This window comes from Streptomyces sp. NPDC091292, from assembly GCF_044757265.1.
In the GTDB taxonomy this organism is placed as follows: domain Bacteria; phylum Actinomycetota; class Actinomycetes; order Streptomycetales; family Streptomycetaceae; genus Streptomyces.
The window spans coordinates 1-20,401 of sequence record NZ_JBIVUQ010000035.1 but is presented as its reverse complement, the minus strand read 5'-3'; the positions used below and the strand labels follow the sequence as shown (position 1 = coordinate 20,401).

Annotated in this window: 24 protein-coding genes; 17 read left to right on the top strand and 7 right to left on the bottom strand. The window is 69.6% G+C overall.

Features of this window, described 5'->3' with window-relative positions; all coding sequences use genetic code 11:
• Positions 1–3: 3 nt before the first annotated feature.
• From ACIQNU_RS42250 to ACIQNU_RS42225, 6 genes are all read right to left on the bottom strand, one after another.
• Entirely contained in the window at positions 4–447 is a 444-nt protein-coding gene (locus ACIQNU_RS42250) for a DUF6238 family protein (RefSeq protein WP_401377600.1), read from the bottom strand.
• Between the two features lie 11 nt (positions 448–458).
• Positions 459–1,925 carry an SCO6880 family protein gene (locus tag ACIQNU_RS42245; protein WP_401377597.1) on the bottom strand — a complete coding sequence of 489 codons (1,467 nt, stop codon included), beginning with the start codon at positions 1,923–1,925 and terminating at the stop codon, positions 459–461.
• 73 nt (positions 1,926–1,998) lie between these two features.
• Complete coding sequence (locus ACIQNU_RS42240; protein ID WP_401377594.1) at positions 1,999–3,369, bottom strand: proline-rich domain-containing protein; 1,371 nt, start codon at positions 3,367–3,369, stop codon at positions 1,999–2,001.
• Between the two features lie 19 nt (positions 3,370–3,388).
• Positions 3,389–3,997, bottom strand: coding sequence for a hypothetical protein (locus ACIQNU_RS42235; protein ID WP_401377591.1), 609 nt, complete (start codon positions 3,995–3,997; stop codon positions 3,389–3,391).
• Between the two features lie 59 nt (positions 3,998–4,056).
• A complete protein-coding gene (locus ACIQNU_RS42230) occupies positions 4,057–4,368 on the bottom strand; it encodes a DUF6112 family protein (RefSeq protein ID WP_401377588.1) in 312 nt (103 codons plus the stop codon).
• 102 nt (positions 4,369–4,470) lie between these two features.
• A complete protein-coding gene (locus ACIQNU_RS42225; protein ID WP_401377585.1) occupies positions 4,471–5,586 on the bottom strand; it encodes a C40 family peptidase in 1,116 nt (371 codons plus the stop codon).
• Between the two features lie 517 nt (positions 5,587–6,103).
• Between ACIQNU_RS42225 and ACIQNU_RS42220 the strand changes: the two genes are divergently transcribed.
• The 17 genes from ACIQNU_RS42220 to ACIQNU_RS42140 all read left to right on the top strand — a co-directional run bounded on the left by ACIQNU_RS42220 (position 6,104) and on the right by ACIQNU_RS42140 (position 18,985).
• Entirely contained in the window at positions 6,104–6,859 is a 756-nt protein-coding gene (locus ACIQNU_RS42220; RefSeq protein ID WP_401377582.1) for a DNA-methyltransferase, read from the top strand.
• A gap of 220 nt (positions 6,860–7,079) precedes the next feature.
• Positions 7,080–7,643 (top strand): DUF4913 domain-containing protein, encoded by a 564-nt coding sequence (locus ACIQNU_RS42215; protein WP_401377696.1) that lies wholly within the window; start codon positions 7,080–7,082, stop codon positions 7,641–7,643.
• Positions 7,640–8,125, top strand: a complete 486-nt coding sequence (locus ACIQNU_RS42210) for a hypothetical protein (RefSeq protein WP_401377580.1) — start codon at positions 7,640–7,642, stop codon at positions 8,123–8,125. The genes ACIQNU_RS42215 and ACIQNU_RS42210 overlap by 4 nt, the downstream gene beginning before the upstream one ends.
• A gap of 19 nt (positions 8,126–8,144) precedes the next feature.
• Positions 8,145–8,843, top strand: a complete 699-nt coding sequence (locus ACIQNU_RS42205; protein WP_401377577.1) for a hypothetical protein — start codon at positions 8,145–8,147, stop codon at positions 8,841–8,843.
• A 21-nt stretch (positions 8,844–8,864) separates the two neighbouring features.
• Positions 8,865–9,608 carry a hypothetical protein gene (locus ACIQNU_RS42200; RefSeq protein WP_401377575.1) on the top strand — a complete coding sequence of 248 codons (744 nt, stop codon included), beginning with the start codon at positions 8,865–8,867 and terminating at the stop codon, positions 9,606–9,608.
• A 367-nt stretch (positions 9,609–9,975) separates the two neighbouring features.
• Complete coding sequence (locus tag ACIQNU_RS42195; protein ID WP_401377572.1) at positions 9,976–10,458, top strand: hypothetical protein; 483 nt, start codon at positions 9,976–9,978, stop codon at positions 10,456–10,458.
• Complete coding sequence (locus tag ACIQNU_RS42190) at positions 10,455–10,904, top strand: hypothetical protein (RefSeq protein ID WP_401377570.1); 450 nt, start codon at positions 10,455–10,457, stop codon at positions 10,902–10,904. The genes ACIQNU_RS42195 and ACIQNU_RS42190 overlap by 4 nt, the downstream gene beginning before the upstream one ends.
• 10 nt (positions 10,905–10,914) lie before the next feature.
• Positions 10,915–11,343 (top strand): hypothetical protein, encoded by a 429-nt coding sequence (locus ACIQNU_RS42185; protein WP_401377567.1) that lies wholly within the window; start codon positions 10,915–10,917, stop codon positions 11,341–11,343.
• Positions 11,344–11,383: 40 nt separating this feature from the next.
• Entirely contained in the window at positions 11,384–12,205 is an 822-nt protein-coding gene (locus tag ACIQNU_RS42180) for a winged helix-turn-helix transcriptional regulator (protein WP_401377564.1), read from the top strand.
• A complete protein-coding gene (locus ACIQNU_RS42175; RefSeq protein ID WP_401377561.1) occupies positions 12,202–12,675 on the top strand; it encodes a hypothetical protein in 474 nt (157 codons plus the stop codon). Before ACIQNU_RS42180 ends, ACIQNU_RS42175 begins: the two co-directional genes overlap by 4 nt.
• A 92-nt stretch (positions 12,676–12,767) precedes the next feature.
• Positions 12,768–13,889: an MFS transporter gene (locus tag ACIQNU_RS42170; RefSeq protein WP_401377693.1), complete on the top strand. Its 1,122-nt coding sequence runs from the start codon at positions 12,768–12,770 to the stop codon at positions 13,887–13,889.
• Positions 13,890–13,918: 29 nt separating this feature from the next.
• A complete protein-coding gene (locus ACIQNU_RS42165) occupies positions 13,919–14,239 on the top strand; it encodes a hypothetical protein (RefSeq protein WP_401377559.1) in 321 nt (106 codons plus the stop codon).
• Positions 14,240–14,502: 263 nt separating this feature from the next.
• Complete coding sequence (locus tag ACIQNU_RS42160; RefSeq protein WP_401377556.1) at positions 14,503–15,714, top strand: ATP-grasp domain-containing protein; 1,212 nt, start codon at positions 14,503–14,505, stop codon at positions 15,712–15,714.
• Positions 15,711–16,583, top strand: a complete 873-nt coding sequence (locus ACIQNU_RS42155; RefSeq protein WP_401377553.1) for a DUF317 domain-containing protein — start codon at positions 15,711–15,713, stop codon at positions 16,581–16,583. Before ACIQNU_RS42160 ends, ACIQNU_RS42155 begins: the two co-directional genes overlap by 4 nt.
• Positions 16,584–16,616: 33 nt before the next feature.
• Complete coding sequence (locus tag ACIQNU_RS42150) at positions 16,617–17,090, top strand: hypothetical protein (RefSeq protein ID WP_401377550.1); 474 nt, start codon at positions 16,617–16,619, stop codon at positions 17,088–17,090.
• A gap of 47 nt (positions 17,091–17,137) precedes the next feature.
• Positions 17,138–17,923 (top strand): DUF317 domain-containing protein, encoded by a 786-nt coding sequence (locus tag ACIQNU_RS42145; RefSeq protein ID WP_401377547.1) that lies wholly within the window; start codon positions 17,138–17,140, stop codon positions 17,921–17,923.
• Positions 17,924–17,959: 36 nt separating this feature from the next.
• Positions 17,960–18,985: a SpaA isopeptide-forming pilin-related protein gene (locus ACIQNU_RS42140; protein ID WP_401377545.1), complete on the top strand. Its 1,026-nt coding sequence runs from the start codon at positions 17,960–17,962 to the stop codon at positions 18,983–18,985.
• A 376-nt stretch (positions 18,986–19,361) separates the two neighbouring features.
• On the opposite strand, the gene ACIQNU_RS42135 is transcribed toward ACIQNU_RS42140, so the two are convergent.
• Positions 19,362–19,661 (bottom strand): DUF6233 domain-containing protein, encoded by a 300-nt coding sequence (locus tag ACIQNU_RS42135; protein WP_401377542.1) that lies wholly within the window; start codon positions 19,659–19,661, stop codon positions 19,362–19,364.
• Positions 19,662–20,401 lie beyond the last annotated feature (740 nt).

Here is a 20,401-nt window from a genome sequence, read left to right as displayed (position 1 = left end):
CGGTCATCGCGCGCATGCGGTGGTGTGCGTCGGGCTCCTGAGATCGGTGGGGGTGGTCTTGCGGCGCACGATGTGTCCGGCGGCGAGGTGGCGCTGGCAGATCGTGAGGAACGGCGGTCCCTCGGGGAGCTGCTCGGGGTGGCATGCGGTGTCGTTGGTCGAGACGGTCGGCAGGAGGTGGAAGGCAGCGTGGATGTCGGTGGCGGCCTGATACAGCCGGACGTGTGCGGCGGAGAGGCGGCGCCCGGCTGCGGGGTGAGGGGGCCGGGTGGCTTCGGCGAGCTGGTCGAGGAACTGGTGCAGTCCGGTCAGGTGGGCGTGCAGCACGTCAAGGTGGACGCGGTCGCTGGACCTGTCTTGGGCGGGCAGGCTCCGGGCATGGTGGCGGATTCCAGCGGTGGCGGCGCGGAGGTAGGGGTGCGCGTCGGGCGCGGGATGTGAGTTCATGATGGTCCCTGTCACAGGGTGGTGCGGGCGAGGGGGAGCGCGGCGACGGTGAAGGCTTCGGGCTGTTGGAAGGTGAGGCGGCGCAGGTCGACGCCAGCGGTGACGGCTGCGGTCTCGATTTGCGCGCAGGCGGCGTCGAGTTGGCGAGCGTTCTCGGCGGTGACGGTGACCAGCCCGGTGAGTGCGACGTCGGCATGCCCAGCAATGAGCTGTCGCTCGCGTGCTTTGACGTCGGCGTATTCGACGGAGTCCTCTTCGGAGTCGACCTGGCCGCGCCGGGCGCGCTCGCTGGCGTCCGCGACGATGGCAGCCTTGCGGCGCTGGACGTCGCGCAGCGCCGACTCAAGCCGTTGGGGCGCATATATAAGGGAGAGGCTCCGGCGGACCCCTGCCGTGAACATCAGGCCGTGCAGGAACGCGGCACCCATGTCGGTCCTCGGCCAGTTCTCCACCCAGTAGGTCGCGTGCTGTGCGCTGTCGGTGGTGACACGATCGGACGCTTCGATCTGGACCACGGGGCCTGCGGCGGCCGGGTCGGCTTCCGCGCTGCCGGTATCGGACCATTGCTGCAGTGTTGAGAGGGCTTTGGGGTCGTAGGCGGTGCGGATGACGGCGGCGATCTCCCGGGCACTCAGCCAACCGGTGATCATCAGTCCTGCGTTCCTGGCCGCCTGGGCGATGCTGGCCGTGGTCTGTTCCATGACGGTGAACGCTCCGGGCAGCCCGCCGCCTGCCTGGGATATCAGGCGCCGGGCGGCCTTGAGGTCGAGGGAGATCGCGATGTACGTCTCGTGTGGGGCGGCGGCGGGGCCGGCGGCGGAGACGAGTTCGGAGTAGACCTGGCCGGCAACCGGGGTTTCCGGGCTGCCGTGCTGGGCCCAGTGCCGGGCCAGGGTGTCCCCGGAGTCCGGGACAGTTCGTTCCAGGACCTGCACGGTGGCGACATGCTCGGTGCGAGCGGTGCCTGCCAGGGCACGACCCCAGCCGTTCACGTTGTGGGTCTGCGTGGCCGGGTCGAGCAGGACGAAGGCCCTGCTGGAGACGTGGGCGATGGCGGTGAGGGTCTGCTGGTGCGGGTCGTGGACGGCGGCGGCGCCGTTCGTGGAGTCGCCGGGGGTGACGACTTTGAGGGAGGCGGCGGTGCCCGGCAGGTGGAGGATGCCGTCCTGGCGCGGACGGGTGACGGGGCGGGCGAGCCACAGGGTTTGTCCGGTGTATTGGCGGTGCGCGTAGCGGGCGGCGATCGGCGCCCAGTCGATCAGGGAGCGGCCGTGCCGGCGGATCGCGACAAGGGCTGCGACCGCGGCCCAGAGCGGGCTCAGAGCGATGGCGCCGAGGAGCCCGGTGGAAACGACCGTTGCCAGCAAGAGTGCCAGGGCCGAGGAGACAAGGACGAGTTGGGCCAGGGTGAGGCCGAGGAGGATGCCGCGGCGGGATCGGTGAGGGAACCGCACCGTGACAGGGGCGAGATCGGACAAGTGGTGGTCCTGGGGCGCGGGGAGCCGGGGCGGGAGATGTGGAGGTCTCCCGTCCCGGGGATCGGACAGGCGGTCAGAGTCCGGTCGGAGACGGCGGCGGTGAGGCCGGCCCGTTCATGCCGGGGGTCTGTATCCCGGTGGACGGCGGAGCGCCCTGCGGCGGCGGTGCCGTTGTCGGCGGGGTGGACTGCCATCCACCTGTTTGGCCGGCAGCGCCGTGTCCGGGCCGGCTCGCTGCCGGGCTGCCGCCCATCTGGCCGGTGGTGTCGTCGGTGACGCTGGTCGGCGGAGGCTGGACGGCCTTCTCCAGGCCGGACGTGGCGGAGTCACCGCCAGGCGAGACACCCGAACCGCCAGCCCGCGGGCCGTCCTGGTCACCGCCGGACGGGGCAGACGCGATGTCGCCGGGGAACCCGGTGGCGCTGGGGATCGAGTCGGGCCCCTGCGGGGCGGCTCCGGCAGCTGCGGCGGCGCCGCCGGTTCCGGCGGTGGCGGCCATCGCGGCGGTCTTCCGGCCCGCCCGCTCAGCGTGCTGCTTGGCGAGCTGAGCGCCGGCGCCGCCGGCGCGGTGGAGGGATTCGCCGTCGGACCCTTCCGCCGCCCAGTGGACGAAACGGAAGGTGGCGTAGGGGCACATCAGCACCAAGGCCAGAATTACGATGCCCGCCAGGACGTCGGCGAGTGCGGCGATCCCGTCCTTCGACTGGGTGTCGCCCATCGCGGCAATGCCCAGAACCAGGACGATCGTCATCAACAACTTCGAGACAACCAGGGTTGCTGTCGCCTCGATCCAGCCCCGGCGCCAGCGACGGGCGGCTTCCCAGCCGCCGCCTGCCCCGGCGAAAGGTGCCAGGGTGACCATGACCAGGATGCCGACCTTGCGGACCATCATCACGCACCAGAACAGGACCGCGCCGATGGCGATGCCGAGGCAGGCGCCCACCATCACCAGCCAGCCCAGACCCGACAGGGCGGCGAGTTGGCCGACCTTGACGATGCGGCGTACCGCTGTCTCGACCGACAGACCCGATGCGGTGAGGAGCCCAGCCGACAGCGCGTCGACCACCTCGATCGCCACGGTGGTCAGGGCGATGGCGGAGAACGCGAAGATCACGCCGGCCACGGTGCCGGTGACCGCCTGAGCCAGCGCTTGCCCGTCGCGTTTGATCGCGGCGCGGACGAGCTGGGCGCAGAAGGTGGCCACGAGCACGATCAGCCCGATGGGGAGAATCGTCTCGTAATTGTCGCGGAACCAGGCAGCGTTCAAGTCGACATGGGTGGTGGAGTCGATCGCCTTGGCAGCGAGATCGGCGGAGGTGGCGGCGAGTTCACCGGCTGATTTTGCCATCCAGTCACCGATCGCCTTGCCGGGGTCGCTGGCGAAGTCGACCGCGTCCCCGACCGCACACAGCTTGTCCGCGAGGGGAAGGTCACAAAACCCCATGGGGAACAACGTCCTTTCGTCAGGGCGCGACGCGCGGGGCGATGGCGACGAGTGAACAGTCGTGAGAGGGCCGGCACTGCACAGCCAGGGTCACCGAGCGGTCCTCCACGCCGCTGCCGCCCTTGGCCCAGGAGATGGTCTGTGTGCCGGTGACCGTCACGGCGTAGATGTATGCCTCCGTGATCGCGGCAGGTTCGTCGGCGAGGGCCTGCTTGAACGCGGCCGGGTAGTGCGCCTCCGTGATGGCGGCGGTGGCGTGCTGCTGCTGGTCGGCCATCCGCCCCCACAGGATCGGGTCGGGCACCTGCGCGGAGATCGAGGCCCAGTCGCTGTATTCGCTCTCCTGCGTCATCCACGCCTTCATACCGACGAGTTGCTGCTCGTGGCTGGTGCTGCGGGTGTCGTAGGACCAGAGCATCTCCGCGGCGACCCGTGCGAAGGCGAGCGGGTCGGAGATCAAGGGAGGGCGGCGGACCGGGCCGCCCTCGGCGACGGGCTCTTTGGCGTCGCTGGTGGTGCTGTGTGTCGACGCGGGAGGGCTGGAGGGGGCGGCGGGCTGCTCGCTCCGGCTGGTGACCAAGGCGGTGGCCGCGGTGACGGCCAGCAGACAGGCAAGTCCGATCACCATCAAGGTGATGCGGCGGCTTGACGGTCGGAGGATGCCGCTAAGGAAGGAGTGCTTCGGCGTCACTGGACCTGAGACCCCAGTGCCGAGAAAAAGGTGACGATCGCATTGGCCGCGCCGAGTCCGAGGGCGGCACCGGCGGCGACGGTTGCCCCCTTCTTGCCGGTGGCCTCGGCCTGGTGACCGCCGGTGTGGTGGCCCCAGGCCCAAACGGCGAGGCTGATGGCCAGTGCGCCGACGACCGCGATGAGGCAAAAAAGATTGATCGAGGCGACGACGCTTTTGAGGACGGACAGGCCCGGCAGGCCGCCGCTCTTGGGCGCGATGCCCGGGTCGTAGGCGAGCTGGACGATGCGGTCGGCGAATGGTGACACGGGTACGGCGGGCTCCTTTGCGTGCGCAGGCCAGTAAGGCCCGGAAGACGGGAAGACAGGCAGGGCAAGCGGCGGGCGAGCGGTGTGGGAAGGCGGCCGGCGTCAGACGACCCGGCGCGCGGCAAGGACGTCTATGCTCCGGATGGGCACGATCCGGATGCGTTTGTTGGTCCGTGGAGCCTCGATGACCAGGCCCTCGCCGATATACATCGCGACGTGGTCGGGCGCCGCGGCGCTGCCCCGGCTGAAGATCAGGTCACCGGGCGCCAGGGCCTTCGGCGAGACAGCTCTGCCGTCCCGGACCTGGGTCTGGGTGACGCGGCTGAGGGCGATGTCGGCGTGTTTGTACGCCTGCTGCATGAGGCTGGAGCAGTCGCAGCGGCCCATGGGGTCGGCGCCGCGGGGGTTGGTGCAGGAGCCGCCCCACTGGTACATCGTCCCGAGCTGCATCATGGCCCATGTGATCGCCTTGTGGGCCTGCGGGTCGGTGCCCTTGGGGATCGTGTATCCCTTCGGGACCGTACCCTCGGGGATAGGCCCGAACGACGAGCCGTCGTCAGCTGTGCCGCAGCCGGATACACGGCGCGATGTCTCCGCATCCGGGCCGACGTCATTACTGCTGCTGCCCGGGATGGTCGTGGCGACGGCCCGCTGCAGCGCGGTCGCGAGCGGTTCCCACTGAGCGTAGGCGTCCGGGCGGCCGGAGCGCTGCACCGCCTGCGCGGCCTGGGTGACGGTCATCTGCTGCCAGCCGTTGACCGATAGCAACGCCTTGTAGAACCGCTCGCTCGCGTACACGGGGTCGCGGATCTGCTCGGCGGTGCCCCAGCCCTTGCTGGGGCGCTGCTGGAACAGGCCCAGCGAGTCTCGGTCGCCGTAATTCAGGTTGCGCAGTCGGCTCTCCTGCATGGCCGTGGCCAGCGCGACGACCTGCCCGCGCCGGGGTATCTGCAGGCTGATACCGGTGGTGACGATGGTCTGGGCGTGCGGTACCTGTTCTCCGGGCAGGTCCAAGCCCTCGATACGGACGCCGGAGGCGTCCGCGCCGTCCAGGAACTTGGTGACCTGCCTGGTGACTTTGTCAGCGTCCAGGCCGGGAAGGCACTGGCCACTGGGACTGGTAGCGGCGTCGCTGGAGCCGTTGATCACCATGGCGATGCCGCCGAGGAGGACGGGGGAGAGGAAGGCGACGCCGATGCCGGCGGCGAGCGCCTTCAAGCGGTGCGGCCCGTCCGCCGGGCACGACGTGCGGGCAGGGGCGGATGACGAGATGTCATGCAGGAGTCCTTGGGTGAGGCGTCCGGCGGAACGTGTGCACGTGGCGTGTCGATAGGGACACGGCGGCCGGGGCGGGCGATTGGGGGTGTGCTGCCTGGAGCCGGGCGTGATGCCGCTCGCCTGGCCCGGGGCCGCAGATAAGCCAGATGCGCCGCGGCCGGGAGACCTGCGCGGCACAAGGTGGTGGGGGAGCCGGCGGCAGTGTGGGTGCCGGGCAGTTCCAAAACAGTAGGCCCAGATTGGCGGTTGACCAAATAAATGGCCTGAGGTGCCGGAATCCGGCACCTCAGCCCGGCACTTCTTGGTCGTCGGCGAATTCGCGCCTACAGTTTTAAGACTTCCCCTCGCCCTCCCCGCAGCCCCGGGCTTCTGCATACCCGAATCCTGCTCACGGGGACATGCGTTCGCGAGACGGGAACCTCTCTCCCCACTTCCCCCACCCGAATCGGGGTTCTCTTTGCCTTTTTCCCTACACCAAGGCGATGCCCTCAGCATCCTGACCGGTCTTCCGGACGGATGCGTCGACAGCGTGATCACCGACCCGCCGTACAACTCAGGCGGCAGGACCGCGAAGGAGCGCACCACCCGCTCGGCGAAGCAGAAGTACACCTCCGCCGTGGCCAATCACCAACTGCCTGACTTCACCGGTGAGAACATGGACCAACGATCCTACGAGTTCTGGCTCACGCAGATCATGACCGAAGCCCACCGGCTGACGAAGACCGGCGGCACCGGGCTCCTCTTCACCGACTGGCGACAGCTTCCCACGACCACGGACGCAATCCAGGCGGCGGGCTGGCTGTGGCGCGGTGTGCTGGCCTGGCACAAACCGCAGGCCAGACCTCAGAAGGGCCGCTTTACGCAGAATTGCGAGTTCATCGTCTGGGCGTCGAAGGGGCCGATCGACGCTTCCAGGAACCCGGTCTATCTGCCGGGCATGTATTCGGCTTCGCAGCCATCGGGATCCAAGCGCCGGCACATCACGCAGAAGCCTGTCTCAGTCATGCGCGAGCTTGTGAAGATCTGCCCCGAAGGCGGCACTGTGCTCGACTTCTGCGCCGGATCCGGCTCAACCGGCGTCGCCGCTGTACTGGAAGGCAGGGACTTCATCGGCGTGGAGAAGACCGAACACTACGCGTCCGTGGCGGCTGACCGCCTTGCGGAGACGATCCGCCAAACCATCCCGCAGGACGACCTCGTTCTGGCTGTCTGACACCGCAACGACACTCCGCCCCTTTCCCGTCCAGTAAGGGCGCCGGTGAGACATCTCCTGCCGCCCTCCTCGCCCTGCCCGCCTGCTCTGCCATTCTCATACCCTCCAGGAGGCCCATCCCATGTCTGATCTCGAAGAGCCGCCGACTGGCGGGGAGCTGGAGCCGATCCGCATTCCGGATCCCCAATTGGAAGGGATTGAGGCCAGCGTCCGACGACTGATCGAACAGTCCGCGCAGCAGGCACAGCAGCTCGACCATCTGGCGTCCCCGCCGAACCCCGGCCGAGTCTCGCCGTTCGCGGCATTCGGGATGCCAGGGCTCGGCGGACCGCCGCCGGCCGCCCCCTCGGAGCCGCGCCCGATCCTGGAGCTGCACGGGGAGGAACGCGAAGACGAGCTGGACGCATTGACGGACTGGGTCGACGACTTCCTCCTGCCCGTCTACGGGGCCGAGGTCACCACATCGACACCCTGGTGCCGTCGGTGGCAGCAGCACGACGACGTCGTGGCGTGGCTCCACGCCCTGTGGCTCGCATACAAGCAGCACACGGACCCCGAGGCCGGCCTGTCCGGCATGTTCGTGTGGCACCGGGATTTCCTCACACATGCCATGGCTGCGATCCGTGCGCCCGCTGGTCCGCTCTCAGCCTGCATGACCTCGCCCGACCGTCCTGCCCACCGGGTCCTTGCCGGTCCACAGGTCTCGACCCGGACGGATAGGGCGACGACGGCGACGGATCCGCGGGCATCCGGGTCCGGTGAGCCCTACGGGCTGACCGCGTGAACGGCGGGCGGCAGCGACCGGCCTTCGGCCTGAGCTTCGACCCCCGCGCGCTGACAGATCTCCTCCAGGCCCCCAGCCACATCCGCGACATCACCCTCTCCTATCTGCAGGAAGTCGTGAACGCCGAGCGTTTCGGGCTCCGGCTCACGGGCGACCTGGAGGGCTACCGCAAGCTGTTCGTGGACTCCCGGAAAGACTGGCGCGTCGTCTACGGCCTGCGTCCGGCGCCCGACACGTCCGCCCACCGGCAGGACATCCACGTCATCGCGATCCGGCCGCGCGCCGACAACGACGTCTACGACGAAGTCGGTCGCCGCCTGGGGATGACCCGCAGGCCGCTCCCTGCGCGCACGCACGCGGCCCGCTCCCGCTCACCGCAGCTCACAGCCCACGGCGCGACACCGAGGCCAGTACCCCTGCCCTCCGCGATACCGAGCCCGCCTCGGCCTTCGCAGAGCCCCTCGCGCCCCCGTCCCCTCTGACTGACAGTCGAGTCCGTCCATGCCTCATGAACCCGCGGCGCCAGCCCGGCGTGCGGTCACTGCGCTCGACCAGCGTCTGGAGACCGTCACCGGCCACGACATCGACACCCTTTGGGCCCATCAGGACCGCGGCGTCCTCGACGCGTCCGACGCCCGGCTGGTCGACGAGCACCGCGAGCTGACACGGGCCGAGACCAGCGTGACCTTCTACCGCACCCTCCTGCACCGTCTCACCAGCGGTGAATTCCCCGTCGACACGGCTTGGTTCGACCGCATCGACCGCACCGTGAGACACCTGGACGAGGCCGCCGCCGCACGCGACACCGCCACGCGTCGACTCCTCGCCACTCTGGAACCCATCGAGGCAGCCGCTGCCGCGGCACCGGCCCCCGGAGAAGAACCGATATCGGATGCCGACCAGGCGGCGCTGCTCGTCATTGCGGGCGGAGCCAAACTCTACGAGCGTCTGCTGACCGGCCGACTGGCTGTTACCGCCGCCTCCGGCGTGCGCATGCCCTACACCGACCTCCAGCGGCTGGAAGGCGCCGGCCTGGTCTACCGGGACACCCGCCACCCCCTGCACGCCGGCCAACCGCTCACCCTGACCACCGCCGGACGCGCCGCACTGGCCGCTGCCCGCCGAACCGCCGCGACCTCAGTGCCGAAGGCGACAGCCCGGCCCGGGGCATGGCCATCCATGCCAGCACACCGACGCTGATCTCTCACCGAAAGCCAACTGTTGACCCCAACCGCGTCGTCCTCCGACCAGGAACCCAAGACCGATGTCGATTTCGGGCTGGACGAATACGATGCCGACGAACAGATCTACCTCGACTTCTACCGCCAGGTCGCGGTGCGCGAGGACATGCTCGTCCCGCTGGCCGAACACCACACCGCCGACGGCGATAGCTACTACGTCCTGTTCGACCGCACCGCCACCTACGGCCTGCCAGGCGACCCCCAATACGTCGCCGTACACCTTCACCGAAACCAGAAGAAGCGGACGTTCGCCTTTGAGCAGAGCCCGCTGCCGCTGCCGGCCATGGCGCAGTCCTGGCTGATACACCGCGGCTGTCCCGCCGACGCCATCGGAATCAACACCGAGCTGGGTCCCCAGCCGGCGGATGAGGTGACGCGCGCACTGGAAGTTCGCCTCGCAGGCGACGGCGACCACTTCGCGATGGGCTACTCGTACACCCGCGACGACCCGGACGACACCGTCACCGTGGTGGCCCTACGGGCACTCGACGAGCGAGCCCCCTCGCCGTTCCGCGTCTTGGTAGAAGAGGTCGACACCGCCGCGTGGACCCGCACCCTGCGCGAGGGCGGCTTCGCCACGGCCCAAGAAGCCCTCCAATGGTGCTACGGCCGGCTCAGCGGCACGGCCGGCCCCCTCCCGCCAGTCCGGCCGGCCACGTCATCCACCCGCCAAGATCTCTTGCCAAAGGCAGCTGCTCCGCGCCTTCCTGGCCGACCGCGTTGAACGCCGAGGCCGAATGGCGGGCGAAACATAGCCGACGATCGCCGGTTGGCCAAACCGGCGAATCTCCGGACTCTTAATACGGCCGCCGGGACGACAGCCCCGACGTCTGTCGCGTATCTGCATTTCATGCAAGGAGGGCTATTCCGCATGGGCTCAACCTGCATCGCGCAATCCGTCGCGATGCTCAGGACAGTTGCTGCGTCATTGGCGTGGGCGTCCGACACCCACCGCTACCGCGATACCCGAACGTCCCCCGGCTGAACACAACTTGGCGGCAACCCGCCTGTGGCGGAGCCGCGCTGGTCGCTCGTCCGCCGAATCTCCCCTTGTGAACCACCGGACCACTCTGTCTTGCAAAGGAGTTCTTTTGTCCGACGAAATAGTCGACGGCACCGAGGATGTCGTGGCCGTGCTCACCGAACAGATCGAAGCACGCTTCGCTATGGGCATGGATCAGCTGAAGGCCGCGGTCTCCGCCGCCCCGTCCGCCAACGCCGATGCCACCGACGTCGTCAAGTGGCACGGCCTGCTGACCGAGTCTCAAGCGGGACTCGACCGTGCGGAGGACGCCCTCCTTGCCGCACTGGAGACACAGCCCAGCGAGGTCGACGATCCAACGATGGATCTCGCCCACCGCGTCAATCAGGCGGTCGCCGCACGGGATGGGCGGGCGCTCGTCGTGAGGTGGCTTCTCGACCCGGACGTTCAAGGCAAGAAGGATCCCGCCGCCGAACGGTCCGCCCGTCTCAAACGCGGCGCCCGCAAGCGTCCGGCCGTGCACACCACTGCACCGCACATGGCAACCACCGCTCAGGCGCCACCACGAACGGGGAAGGCGGCGCGGCGATGATCGCCGAGATCAAACCCAGCAGCGCCGACAGCCGGTTGCAGGATGCTTTCGGCGCCCCCGTCGCAGATCTCTACCGGACGGCGACCGGCACCGAAGCCTCTCGGGCGGTGACCCGCGCTCTGGAGCTGCGCTCGTTCCTCGCCCTGGCCGAGGAACAGGTCGCTCGTGTCCGCGACCGCGTACGCGATGCCATGTCGCCCGACCGCGATATGGGCGAGCTGTCGGCGGAGAACTTGCGCTTCGACGCGCAGTGGCTGGACGCGGCGCTCGCTGCCCGCGACGGCTACCGCACGGCGCTCGACGATCTTGTGCGCACCATGCCGCCTCCCGGCCGGCAGCCCCGAGCCGTCCAGCGGGCACAGCATACGGCCATCACCACTCTGCCCCCGGCCGTCGCCGCCCCGGCACGCTCCGGTGGCGGGGCGGCGACGGCCCGCCGAACGTGAAAGCCCCCGATTGCCCGAATTCACCGCCACGGAGATAGCCGGGCGGATCGAGGACCTGTACGCCGCACCCCTGGCCGACCTTGAATCCCGTGCCCAGGACCAGCCCCCAGGCATGCTCTCCGCCCTGCTCGGCATGCACGAGGACCTCGCCCACGCCGAGCGGAGCATCGCCTTCCACCGCGAACGCCTCGTCCAGTTCGCATATCCCGAGCGGCAGATCGGCCGACACGAAGCCTCGCACGTTCTCGACTGCGCCCGCCGGCTCGCCGAAGCGGTCGCCGTCCGAGACGTCCAAGCCAAAGCGGTCGCCGCCGTTCTCCAGAGCCTCGCACGCGTCCCCGCGCCCCAACTGTCCACGGACTCCACGCCGGACGTGCCCTCTGAGCCCGCCGTGCCGGCCCCTCCCGTCCCGGTTGCGAGCGCTGCTCGAAGCCGATGACCTCCGCGACCTTCGCCCTCACCGACCCAGGAGTCCTCCCTTGGCCATCACTGGTCTGCCTCCCAACACCGACGCCGACATTGCTCGGGTCACCGAGGCTCTCGCCATGATCACCCCGCGATGGCACGTGCGGATCTTGCTTACTGTGTCCGGCAGACCGCTGCGATACTCCGCGATCACCGATAAGTTGCCCTGGCTACAGAACGGCCAGCTCGCCCCCAAGCTGATGTCGCTGTGCGATGCCGGCCTCATCCAGCGCACCCAGCACAGCCCCCGGCACGTCACCTACGGACACACCGACCGCGGTGCCGCGCTGCTGCCCATACTGCCGGTGATTGCCACCTGGGCAGAGGAGCATCTGGAGAAGGCGGACCGGCCGCTGCGCGCGATCGAGCAGGTTGAGGACAGCCTCACGCTCCTCACCCGGCGGCACGCCGCAGCGATCCTGTGGGTGCTGAAGTCCCGAGGGGAAGCCAGCGGTCGGGTTTTGGCCCGAGCCGTCATGCCCGGCAACGACTGGACCAACATCTATCCGCCGCTGAGGACACTGGTGGCCGATGGCCTGGTCGAGACCGATGGCACCGGACAGCCCTACCGCCTGGCCGTTGCCGGCGACGATCTCGGCTCAGTCTTCGCAGCCCTGTCCGCGTGGTCTGCCGGACAATCTCTCGCACACGCCGTCGGGCATCCAGTCTGGGGACGACGTGATACCGCGTCCCCTTTGAAAGGGTGGGTCAGCAACAAGCCCCGCCAGGCGGCCCCGTCCACAGTGCCTGCGCCGTGGCGGCACCGCGACTTGTTCTCCCATGTCGCACCGGCCCGAACCGCGGCGGCACTTTCGGCGGGAGGGCCGCGCCGATGAGCGCCCCGCTGTCAGCAGCGAACGTGCAGGACGCCTGCACAGTGTTGTCCTCGCGGGCTCTGATCCGTCTGATCACGGAGATCGACGACAACGGGCCCATCCCGACAAGCGGCGTGGCGCGCACACTTGCCGATCTCGCCCTGGCTTCTCTGCGCGAGACCGTGGTCCTTGCGCATGACCTTGGACTGGTCCGTGTGCGACCCGGTGCCGGCCTCGACCTGACCACCTCGGGCTCCGAGGTGGCCGACATCTACGACGCGAATGCCCGCTGGGCCCGCCACCATGCCTATCCTGCGCCCGTCTGTGACTTCGCCACCCGTGTCCAGCAGACGCTCGCTCTGCTGGCTCAGGTGCCAACAGCCGAATCTCCGTCAGGTGCGACGTCCCTCAAGGACCTTGCCCGGCCGCGCGACCTGCTGGAGCAGTGGTTGAACGCCAACCCGCAGGCCGCCCAGCTCGCCGCCGCGTGACGGCGCGTGCAGCCCGGCACGCCCGCCGAACCACCCCGACACTACTGCGCGGTGTCTATCTGCCCCGCACGGCCGACGGCGCCGCATTCGCGATGACCACCTACGGCATCCCTCTCCTGGTCCTGGCGACCACCGGATCGGCGGCCCTTACCGGGATTGCCTTCGCGCTGGAATGGATTCCGCGGCTGGGCGCGTTCACAGTGGCCGGCACCGTCGTCGACCGCCACGGAACCGCCCGCGTCTTCCGCGCCGCATGCAGTCTGCGGGCGCTGGTTGTCCTCACAGCCGCGCTCCTGCTCGCGGTTCCTGACGCCGGGGTCCCGGCGGTTGTGACAGTGATGACGCTCGCCCCGTTGACCGGCTTCCTCACCGAATTCAGCTACGTCGCGGCCGAGACCGTCGGCGGCGAGGCGAGCCGGGCGGCCGGAGTTCGTGCGCACCGGGTGCAGTCCGTGCTGCTGGGCATCGACCAGACCGCCATGCTCTCCGGGCCCCTGGTCTCCGGCCTGCTGCTGGAAAACGGCGGACCGGCCATGATGCTCTGCACGCTCGCAGGCGCATCCCTTCTCGCCGCTGGCCTCGGACCCCGCTGGCGGACCAGACCGGGCCAGCCCGCAGGCAAGAGCGGGCTACGGGCGGGCTGGACGACACTGCGGTCGATACCATCCCTTGCCTGGATGGTCGGCGGCCTGGTCGTCTCCAACACCGCCATCGGCCTCCTCCAGGCGGCCATGCCCGTGATCGTCGTCAGCGAGCTGGGGCGCTCCAGCGCGGACGCCGGACTCATCTGGTCCGCCTCGGCCCTCGCCTCCCTCCTCGCCGTCATCGCAGCGCGCCGGGCGATCGACCACTGGGGCCTGTGGCCTGTCGGCGCCACCGCCGCCGCTGTCGCAGTCGCCGCAACCTTCGCCGTCGCCCACGCCGACACCTACCGCCACTATCTCCTTCTGATCGCCGTCCTGATGGCCGGCGAGGGCGGACTCACGGTCGTCCTGCGCACCTTGAGATCACACCTGATACCCCCCAACGTGTTCGGCAGCACGCTGTCGGTGACGATCTTGTTGCTCACGGCTCCGTTCCCCGCCGCAGGGCTGCTTGTCGCGGCCGTACCCCCGGCCCAGCTCGGGCACGCCATCGCCGCCGCCGCCCTGCTGCAGGCCCTCGGCCTCACCGCCGCCTTCACCAGGCTGCGCAGCCTGCCAGCTCCCGCCTGACCCTCGTACGAGAGGAGCCTTCACCGCTCGTGTCTGCCATCACACGCGACGCCCTGCCCATGCTCGCACAACCGCACCGGAACGCCCCGACGATCAGCGAGCAGTTCGGCACTCTCTACGCCCAACACTCCTGGATATACGCCACGTTGGAGCAGCTCATAGTCCAGCCACCGTCGGCCGGCGCGGAACGGGTCGGGACGAAGAGCCTCTTCGAAACCCTCCGCCGGCGCCACCCGCAAGGAGTGAAGGGTCTCAACAACAACTACACCGCCCTCTACTCCCGCATGTTGCTCGCCGCGCCCCCGGAATGGGCCTCCGTGCTGGAAGCCCGCCTCCGGCGCCGCCCGTGAACTGCGCCTCCTCCCTCTGCCGTGAGGGGGGGACCGCCAACGTTACAAGCACCCCTGGGGAGAGGCAGTCGCTCCGCGTCGCCGCACGACTGCCAACCTCAGCCCGGCCGCGTACCGATTCCAGCGGACCATCCGCCAAGGCGAATGCAACGGCCTGCGAACACCGACAGCCCCCACCACCCCGGTCGGCCCCGAACCGCAGCGGCCTGCCGCCACCTCACCATTAGCCCGCTCCTGGAGTCGATTCCTTGCATTCTCCCCTCGTGCTCGTCGTTTCTCCCGGCGACGAGACCTATCGCGGCTACTGCCTGGAGCAGGTTGCCGCCGCGTACGACGTCGTCCTGCTCACCGGCACCGAGCCGTCGTGGGAGAAGCCGTTCATCGTTGACCACGCCATCGTCGATCTGAGCGACCCCGCAGCGCTGCTCGCCGGCGGCCGGACGTTGGCCGAGCGCTACGACCTTGCCGGCGTGGTCACCTGGGACGAGTGGCACCTCGTCCCCACCGCCCGTCTCGCCCGCACAGTCGGCCTGTCCGCGACGCCCGTCGAGGTGATACGGGCCTGCCGCAACAAGGCCACCGCCCGCACCCTGTTCGCCCGCCACGGCGTGCCCTCGGCCGCCTCGATGAGGGCACAGAACCTGCTGGAGGCTGCCCTGGCGACGATGACCCTCGGCCTGCCCGCGGTCATCAAGCCCGCCGCGTCCGCGGGCAGCATCGGAGTGATCCGCGTCGACCAGCCCGAAGAACTGCCCGCCGCGTTCGCGTTCGCCTCGGCCGGCGCGAACCGCAGCCCCGACGACACCGGCGTCCTGGTCGAGGAGTACCTCGACGGGCCGGAAGTCTCGGTCGAATGCGTCACCCACCGCGGCGTGACCACAGCGGTCGCCGTGACCCGCAAGCACCTGGGGCCCGCCCCGTACTTCGACGAGACCGGGCACACCGTCGATGCCGACGACCCGCTCCTGGCCCAGGTCGCCCCGGCCGCCGCTGCTGCGGTCACGGCCCTGGGCATCACCGACGGCGTGCAGCACGTCGAACTGCGCCTCGTGGACGGACGGCCCCGGCTGATCGAGGTCAACGCGCGCATCGGCGGCGACATGATCGGCCACCTCGTCCGCCTCGCCACCGGCATCGACCTGCCCAGGGCTGCCGCCGACCTCGCCTGCGGCCGAGCGCCCGACCTCGTCCCGACCCGCAGCGGAGCCGCGGGCATCCGCATGCTTTACCCGGATGCCTCCGGCACTCTCACCGCACGGCACATCAACCAGCCCTTCGCCGCCCACACCCCCTGGCTGCGGCAGGTGCAGTGGATCCGCGAGATCGGCGACCAGCTCGTCCTGCCCCCCGACGGCGACCTGTTTACCGCCCGTGCAGGGTTCTACATCGTCACAGGCCGCACCACCGCCGAGGTCACCGAACGCCTCGACACCGCCGCCGACGAGATCACCGTGACCACGAGGGCGGACCGATGACGCCGCGGCCCGATCCGCACCACGAGATCGACGGCGACGTCTACGTCTGGCCCCGCCACCTCGCCTCCACCACCGGAACCGGCGACCCTGCGCTCGCCCCGCTGCTCGACCTCGGCTGGGAACTGCGGTACGACGAGGACTCCAACGTGTTCGTGAGCGCGCCCGACCGGCGCGTACGCCTGGGCTACCTGCCCGAAGGCGATGACGACGGCCTCTGGCGCATCAACGCCTACAAGGACTCCTTCGGACCGCCCGCGTGGGGCGTCTGCTTCAACGACCGCGTCCCCACCGAATTCGTGACCGCGTTCACCACCGTCCTCGCGACAATGTACGAACAGGGACCGGACGCCTACCTCGCGCGGCCGGTCTCCGACAACGACGAGCACGACCCCTTCCTCGCGGTCGTCCCGCTCCTGAAGCACGGCTGGGAGATCGACCGGCCACGCTGGGGCGTCTTCACGGTCCAGGCCCCGGACGAGCACGCCGGCATGGAGTTCACCACAGGCGACCTCGATCCGGAAGCCGAACTGACCACGCGCGATGCTCGCTGGCAGTTGTGGGCGGGTAAGTCCCTGGACCAGCCCGTCTGGTACGCCACGGCCAGCACCGACACCCCCGTCGCCCTGCTCACAGCTGTCACGGAGTGCATTGCCGACCCGGCTCCCCTGCCCCGATGGCGCAAGGCGACCTTCAGCTACATCAAGGGAATGGCCCAGCTCACCCCGATCCTCCCGCCCGGTCCGCCGGCCCCCACACCGCTCGACGTCCAGCGAGCCGTCGCATCCCGCCGTCCGGCCGCGTTGCCCCCCGCCAGCGTCCCGCGCTGGACCACCACCAGCCGACCGGCCCTGCCCGGCCCGCGCCGGTAGACCCGCCCCGTTCACCGGAGGATCCTCTTGTCCTTGCACGCCCCCGAGTTCTTCGCCGAACTCCGCCTCCCCTTCCCCAGCGGCATCACGGTAGGCACTACGTACTACGCCACGCCCATTGCCGACTCACCCCTGCGACTGCAGATCGGCTTCACCGACACGCAGTACAGGAACGCATACGGCGGCCTGCGCATGACCGTGATGCACGTCGACCGGGGCACGATCGACGCGGTGGCGCTCAGCTTCGCTGATCACGGAACGTTTCGCAGCGCGCAGGGGCCCCTGCGCAGTCGAAACATGCCCCACACCTTCAATATCACGCTCGCTGAGCCGGGGCAGCCCTCATGGGAGGGGGCCGACTTCACGGGTCTGCGCGACGCGATCGAGAGGTACGCCACCGTCTGGTTCCCGGGAGCCTGGACGGCTTCCGCGCCGAGGCGCGTGGCGAGCAAGAGTGCCCACACGAATCCCGTCCCGCCAGCTGCTCGCGGCGCTCGCACTCGCTGAACTGCGCCCTTCCAACCTCCCCACCCTTCTTGTAGGAGCCCCGGCCCGTGCTCACTCATCCCCTTGAGAACCTCGACCCGGTTCAGAGCGTGCAGGTCCTGCCGCGTCACCTCGCCGGCCCCGGCGCCGTTGACCCCCGCCCGGTGTGGGACTTCCCCTTCGAGGAGGGCTGGTCGTTCGCCCAGACCGAAGCAGGCACGGCCGCCGCATTCAGCCCGTGCCTACGCCTGCAGACCACCTTCGACCCCCAGCCCGACAAGCCCTGCAAGGGCACGTGGACCATCAATGCCCATCGGGCGCCGTTCACCCCGCCGGCCTGGTGGGTCACTTTCGACGCCACCACCCCCGCCGAAATTCTGCACGACGTCCACAGCGAGCTGCTCGACCTCTATCTCGAACACCGGCACTCCGACCGGGACTGGCTGTTCGACAAGGGGACTGCTGAGTACCAGGTGTACGCGCCGCTGCTCGCCCGCGGCTGGCGCCACGAGGTCAAGACCGACGGGGCACAGACCTTCTTCACCCCGGAAGGACTCGGTGGCCTGCGCCACCAGTACGCCACCGACACCAAGGGGGTGGCCTGGCGGGCCTGGGGCGGATTCCCCGACGAGCCGCACTGGACGGCACGCTTCTCGGTAGATACGCCCACCACGCTCGTCGCGGCGTTCACCGCCTCGCTCATCTCCACCGAACCGCTGCAGCGCACCGTCCAGGACATCCCGACCCAGACCCGCCGCGCCCTCTACGTTGCCACCCCGACAGGCAAGCAACCGAACAGCAACACACCCGTCGCCCCGCCACCTCCCGCCCCGGCCTCTGGCCACACCCGATGACCGTCCCGTCCCCTGCCCCAAGGAGCCCTCTTCCTCGTGCACGCACGACTCGTTCGATCCGCTGCTGCCGTCGCCGTCGCGGCGGCCGGCACCCTGACCTGGGTGCCGACCGCCAGCGCCGAGCCCTCCGAACCGACCCCCTTGGCCTCGGCCGCCCCTGCCGAAACACCGGCCCCGGACGCGGGCAGCGTCGAGATCACCGCGAAGGACACGGCCGGAGACGTCCTCCCCGGCGCCGTGTTCCTGCTGCTCGACTCTGCCGGTCAGGAAGCCGGACGCGGACAGAGCGATGCCCAGGGGAAGTTGACTTTCCCCGACCTCGCGCCGGGCGTCTACCGGCTCAAGCAGACGGCTACCGGCAGCCCGCTCCACGAGGTCGTCGCCGACCAGGACGTCATAGTCACCCCGGGCAACGCCACCCGGCTGGCGATCACCGACCCGTTCAAGGCCGCCAAGGTCCTCCTGCGGGCCAAAGACGACAAGACCGGAAAGCTCCTGCCAGGCGCGACCGTGAACATCGGCACCGGCACCTCCACGCTGCTGACCCTGACCACGGGAGCCAAGGGCACGGCCTCCGGCGAACTGCCCGTGTCGAGCCGCAGGACGCAGTTCTGGGTCAAGGAGATCAAGGCCCCCGCCGGCTACGACCTCTACAAGCCGACGAAGACGTTCACCGCGGGCCCCGGCGCACCGGTCACCGTGACCGTCACCAACGCCAAGACCGCTACCAACCCGCAGCCCGACCCCTCAGACAAGCCGACGCACAAGCCCACCCACTCCCCGTCCAGTCCCGGCAAGCCGAGCAGCGGTACCGGAGGGGCCACGCCGCATGTCTCGGGCATTCACACGCCGGATGTTGACTCCTCGTCCGTGGCCGCGACCCCGGTAGGGAACTCCACGCCGAAGGCGCCGACGGGCTCCCTCGCCCACACCGGAGCCGACGCCACACCATGGCTGATCGGCGGCACGGCCGTGCTTATCGCAGCAGGCGGAGGCGCTCTCCTCCTGACACGCCGAAGCCGCACGGACGGTCACGCCGACGGCGACTCCACCGAGAGCTGACCCGCCCTCCATACCTCTCCACGACTCCGAGCCCCCGGATTCCACAGCCTGGAATCCGGGGGCTTTGTCGTCCACTGCGGCGCGTTCTGGCGGACCGACGTTTCATGACCGGTCTTGCCGACATGAGACGCGGGCACGCCGGACTCCTCGCCAATCCTGGGGACGTACCCGTCCCGCCTCTCGGCCCGGCGGTGGCGTCGGAGGCGGCGCGATCCTGACGGGCTCCAGGTGGATCTTGTCCGGGTGCACGCAGGCCGGAACTGCTTCGTCGAGGGTGTAGCCGTGCGCTGTGGATCGCCTAGGCCGGGACGAGGTACGGCGGGCCGGCGGGCTCCGGGATCTCCCTAGCATGCAGAGGGTAGCGGCCATCGCAGCGCTACCCGTGCCCTTGGCCGAGTTCCAGTGCCGGAACCAGCACCGCCGCCGCGTCACACTCGGTGCAGGCCCGAGCGCCGTCCCGCATCAGGGCATCCACGGCCTCCCGCGTGCCCAGTTCCGTTCCGCCGCCCGAGGCACGGCGGCATGCGGCGTCGTGCACGACCGTCCGGCCCCGGCGCTCGGGCGCCGGGCGGACCACCCAGCCGGGGGCCGGCGGTGGCGGAGGGCCGGGCAGACGCCGGGTCGGCACGCCGGAAAGATCCACTCCTTCGATGGGTGTCAGCTGCCGGTCGGTCACCCAGACGGTGTACTCGGCCGCCTCCACCCCGTCTCGCCGCGCGATCCAGGAGGGGACGCCTACAAGGTAACGCCATGGATGGGGGCCGGGGACCTCCCGGCGTGCGTGGAGCCGGACCCGCACGGTCTGTCCGTCCGGCAGCGTGAGCGTTATGGCGGCCGGGGGTGATCCGATCGCTCGCTGGTCACCGTGCGGGGTGCTCACCTACCGGGGCCTTGGTTCCAGCTCTCGGGCCCAGGCGCGCAGCTCTGCACGCTGCCCGGTCCCGGCATGCTGCCAGTAGGGATGCCACCACACCTTGATCGACAGCTCCAGCAGGCGGCGGCGGAGGGTTGTCGTCCGCTGACGATTGGCCGGATCGGCAAGGCTCCGATAGGTCCGCTCCCATGCACACTGCGCGGCGACCAAGTCCTCAGGGATAGCAGAGCAAAGCATACAGGTATTGCATCACGTGTTCGATTTTTGACGCATCCCGGCGAGCTAGTTGACGAGGTGCCTGTTGTGACTGAGTGTGTCATCGAAGACTGATCACCGCAGGTCAAGGGCTTGGAGCGGCCGATCTGAGGAACACGGGCGGGTGCATTCCCGTCAACGCCGGTTCGGTCACGGCGCCCGGATGGCAGCGTGAGCACAACACACCGACTTAGAGCGTCCGCCAGTAGGCGTTGAGCCGGGCTATCGGATGCGGGGGCTGCGCGGGCGGTTGTCCCAGCGGTGGGTGTGCCAGGCTCGTCGGATCG

Excerpts from the sequence above, each read along its gene's own strand:
- ACIQNU_RS42235 (WP_401377591.1), bottom strand. The coding sequence starts at position 3,997 with ATGGTGATCGGACTTGCCTGTCTGCTGGCCGTCACCGCGGCCACCGCC.
- ACIQNU_RS42205 (WP_401377577.1), top strand. The coding sequence starts at position 8,145 with ATGCCTCATGAACCCGCGGCGCCAGCCCGGCGTGCGGTCACTGCGCTC.
- ACIQNU_RS42175 (WP_401377561.1), top strand. The coding sequence starts at position 12,202 with ATGAGCGCCCCGCTGTCAGCAGCGAACGTGCAGGACGCCTGCACAGTG.
- ACIQNU_RS42190 (WP_401377570.1), top strand. The coding sequence starts at position 10,455 with ATGATCGCCGAGATCAAACCCAGCAGCGCCGACAGCCGGTTGCAGGAT.
- ACIQNU_RS42240 (WP_401377594.1), bottom strand. The coding sequence starts at position 3,369 with ATGGGGTTTTGTGACCTTCCCCTCGCGGACAAGCTGTGTGCGGTCGGG.
- ACIQNU_RS42250 (WP_401377600.1), bottom strand. The coding sequence starts at position 447 with ATGAACTCACATCCCGCGCCCGACGCGCACCCCTACCTCCGCGCCGCC.
- ACIQNU_RS42155 (WP_401377553.1), top strand. The coding sequence starts at position 15,711 with ATGACGCCGCGGCCCGATCCGCACCACGAGATCGACGGCGACGTCTAC.
- ACIQNU_RS42170 (WP_401377693.1), top strand. The coding sequence starts at position 12,768 with ATGACCACCTACGGCATCCCTCTCCTGGTCCTGGCGACCACCGGATCG.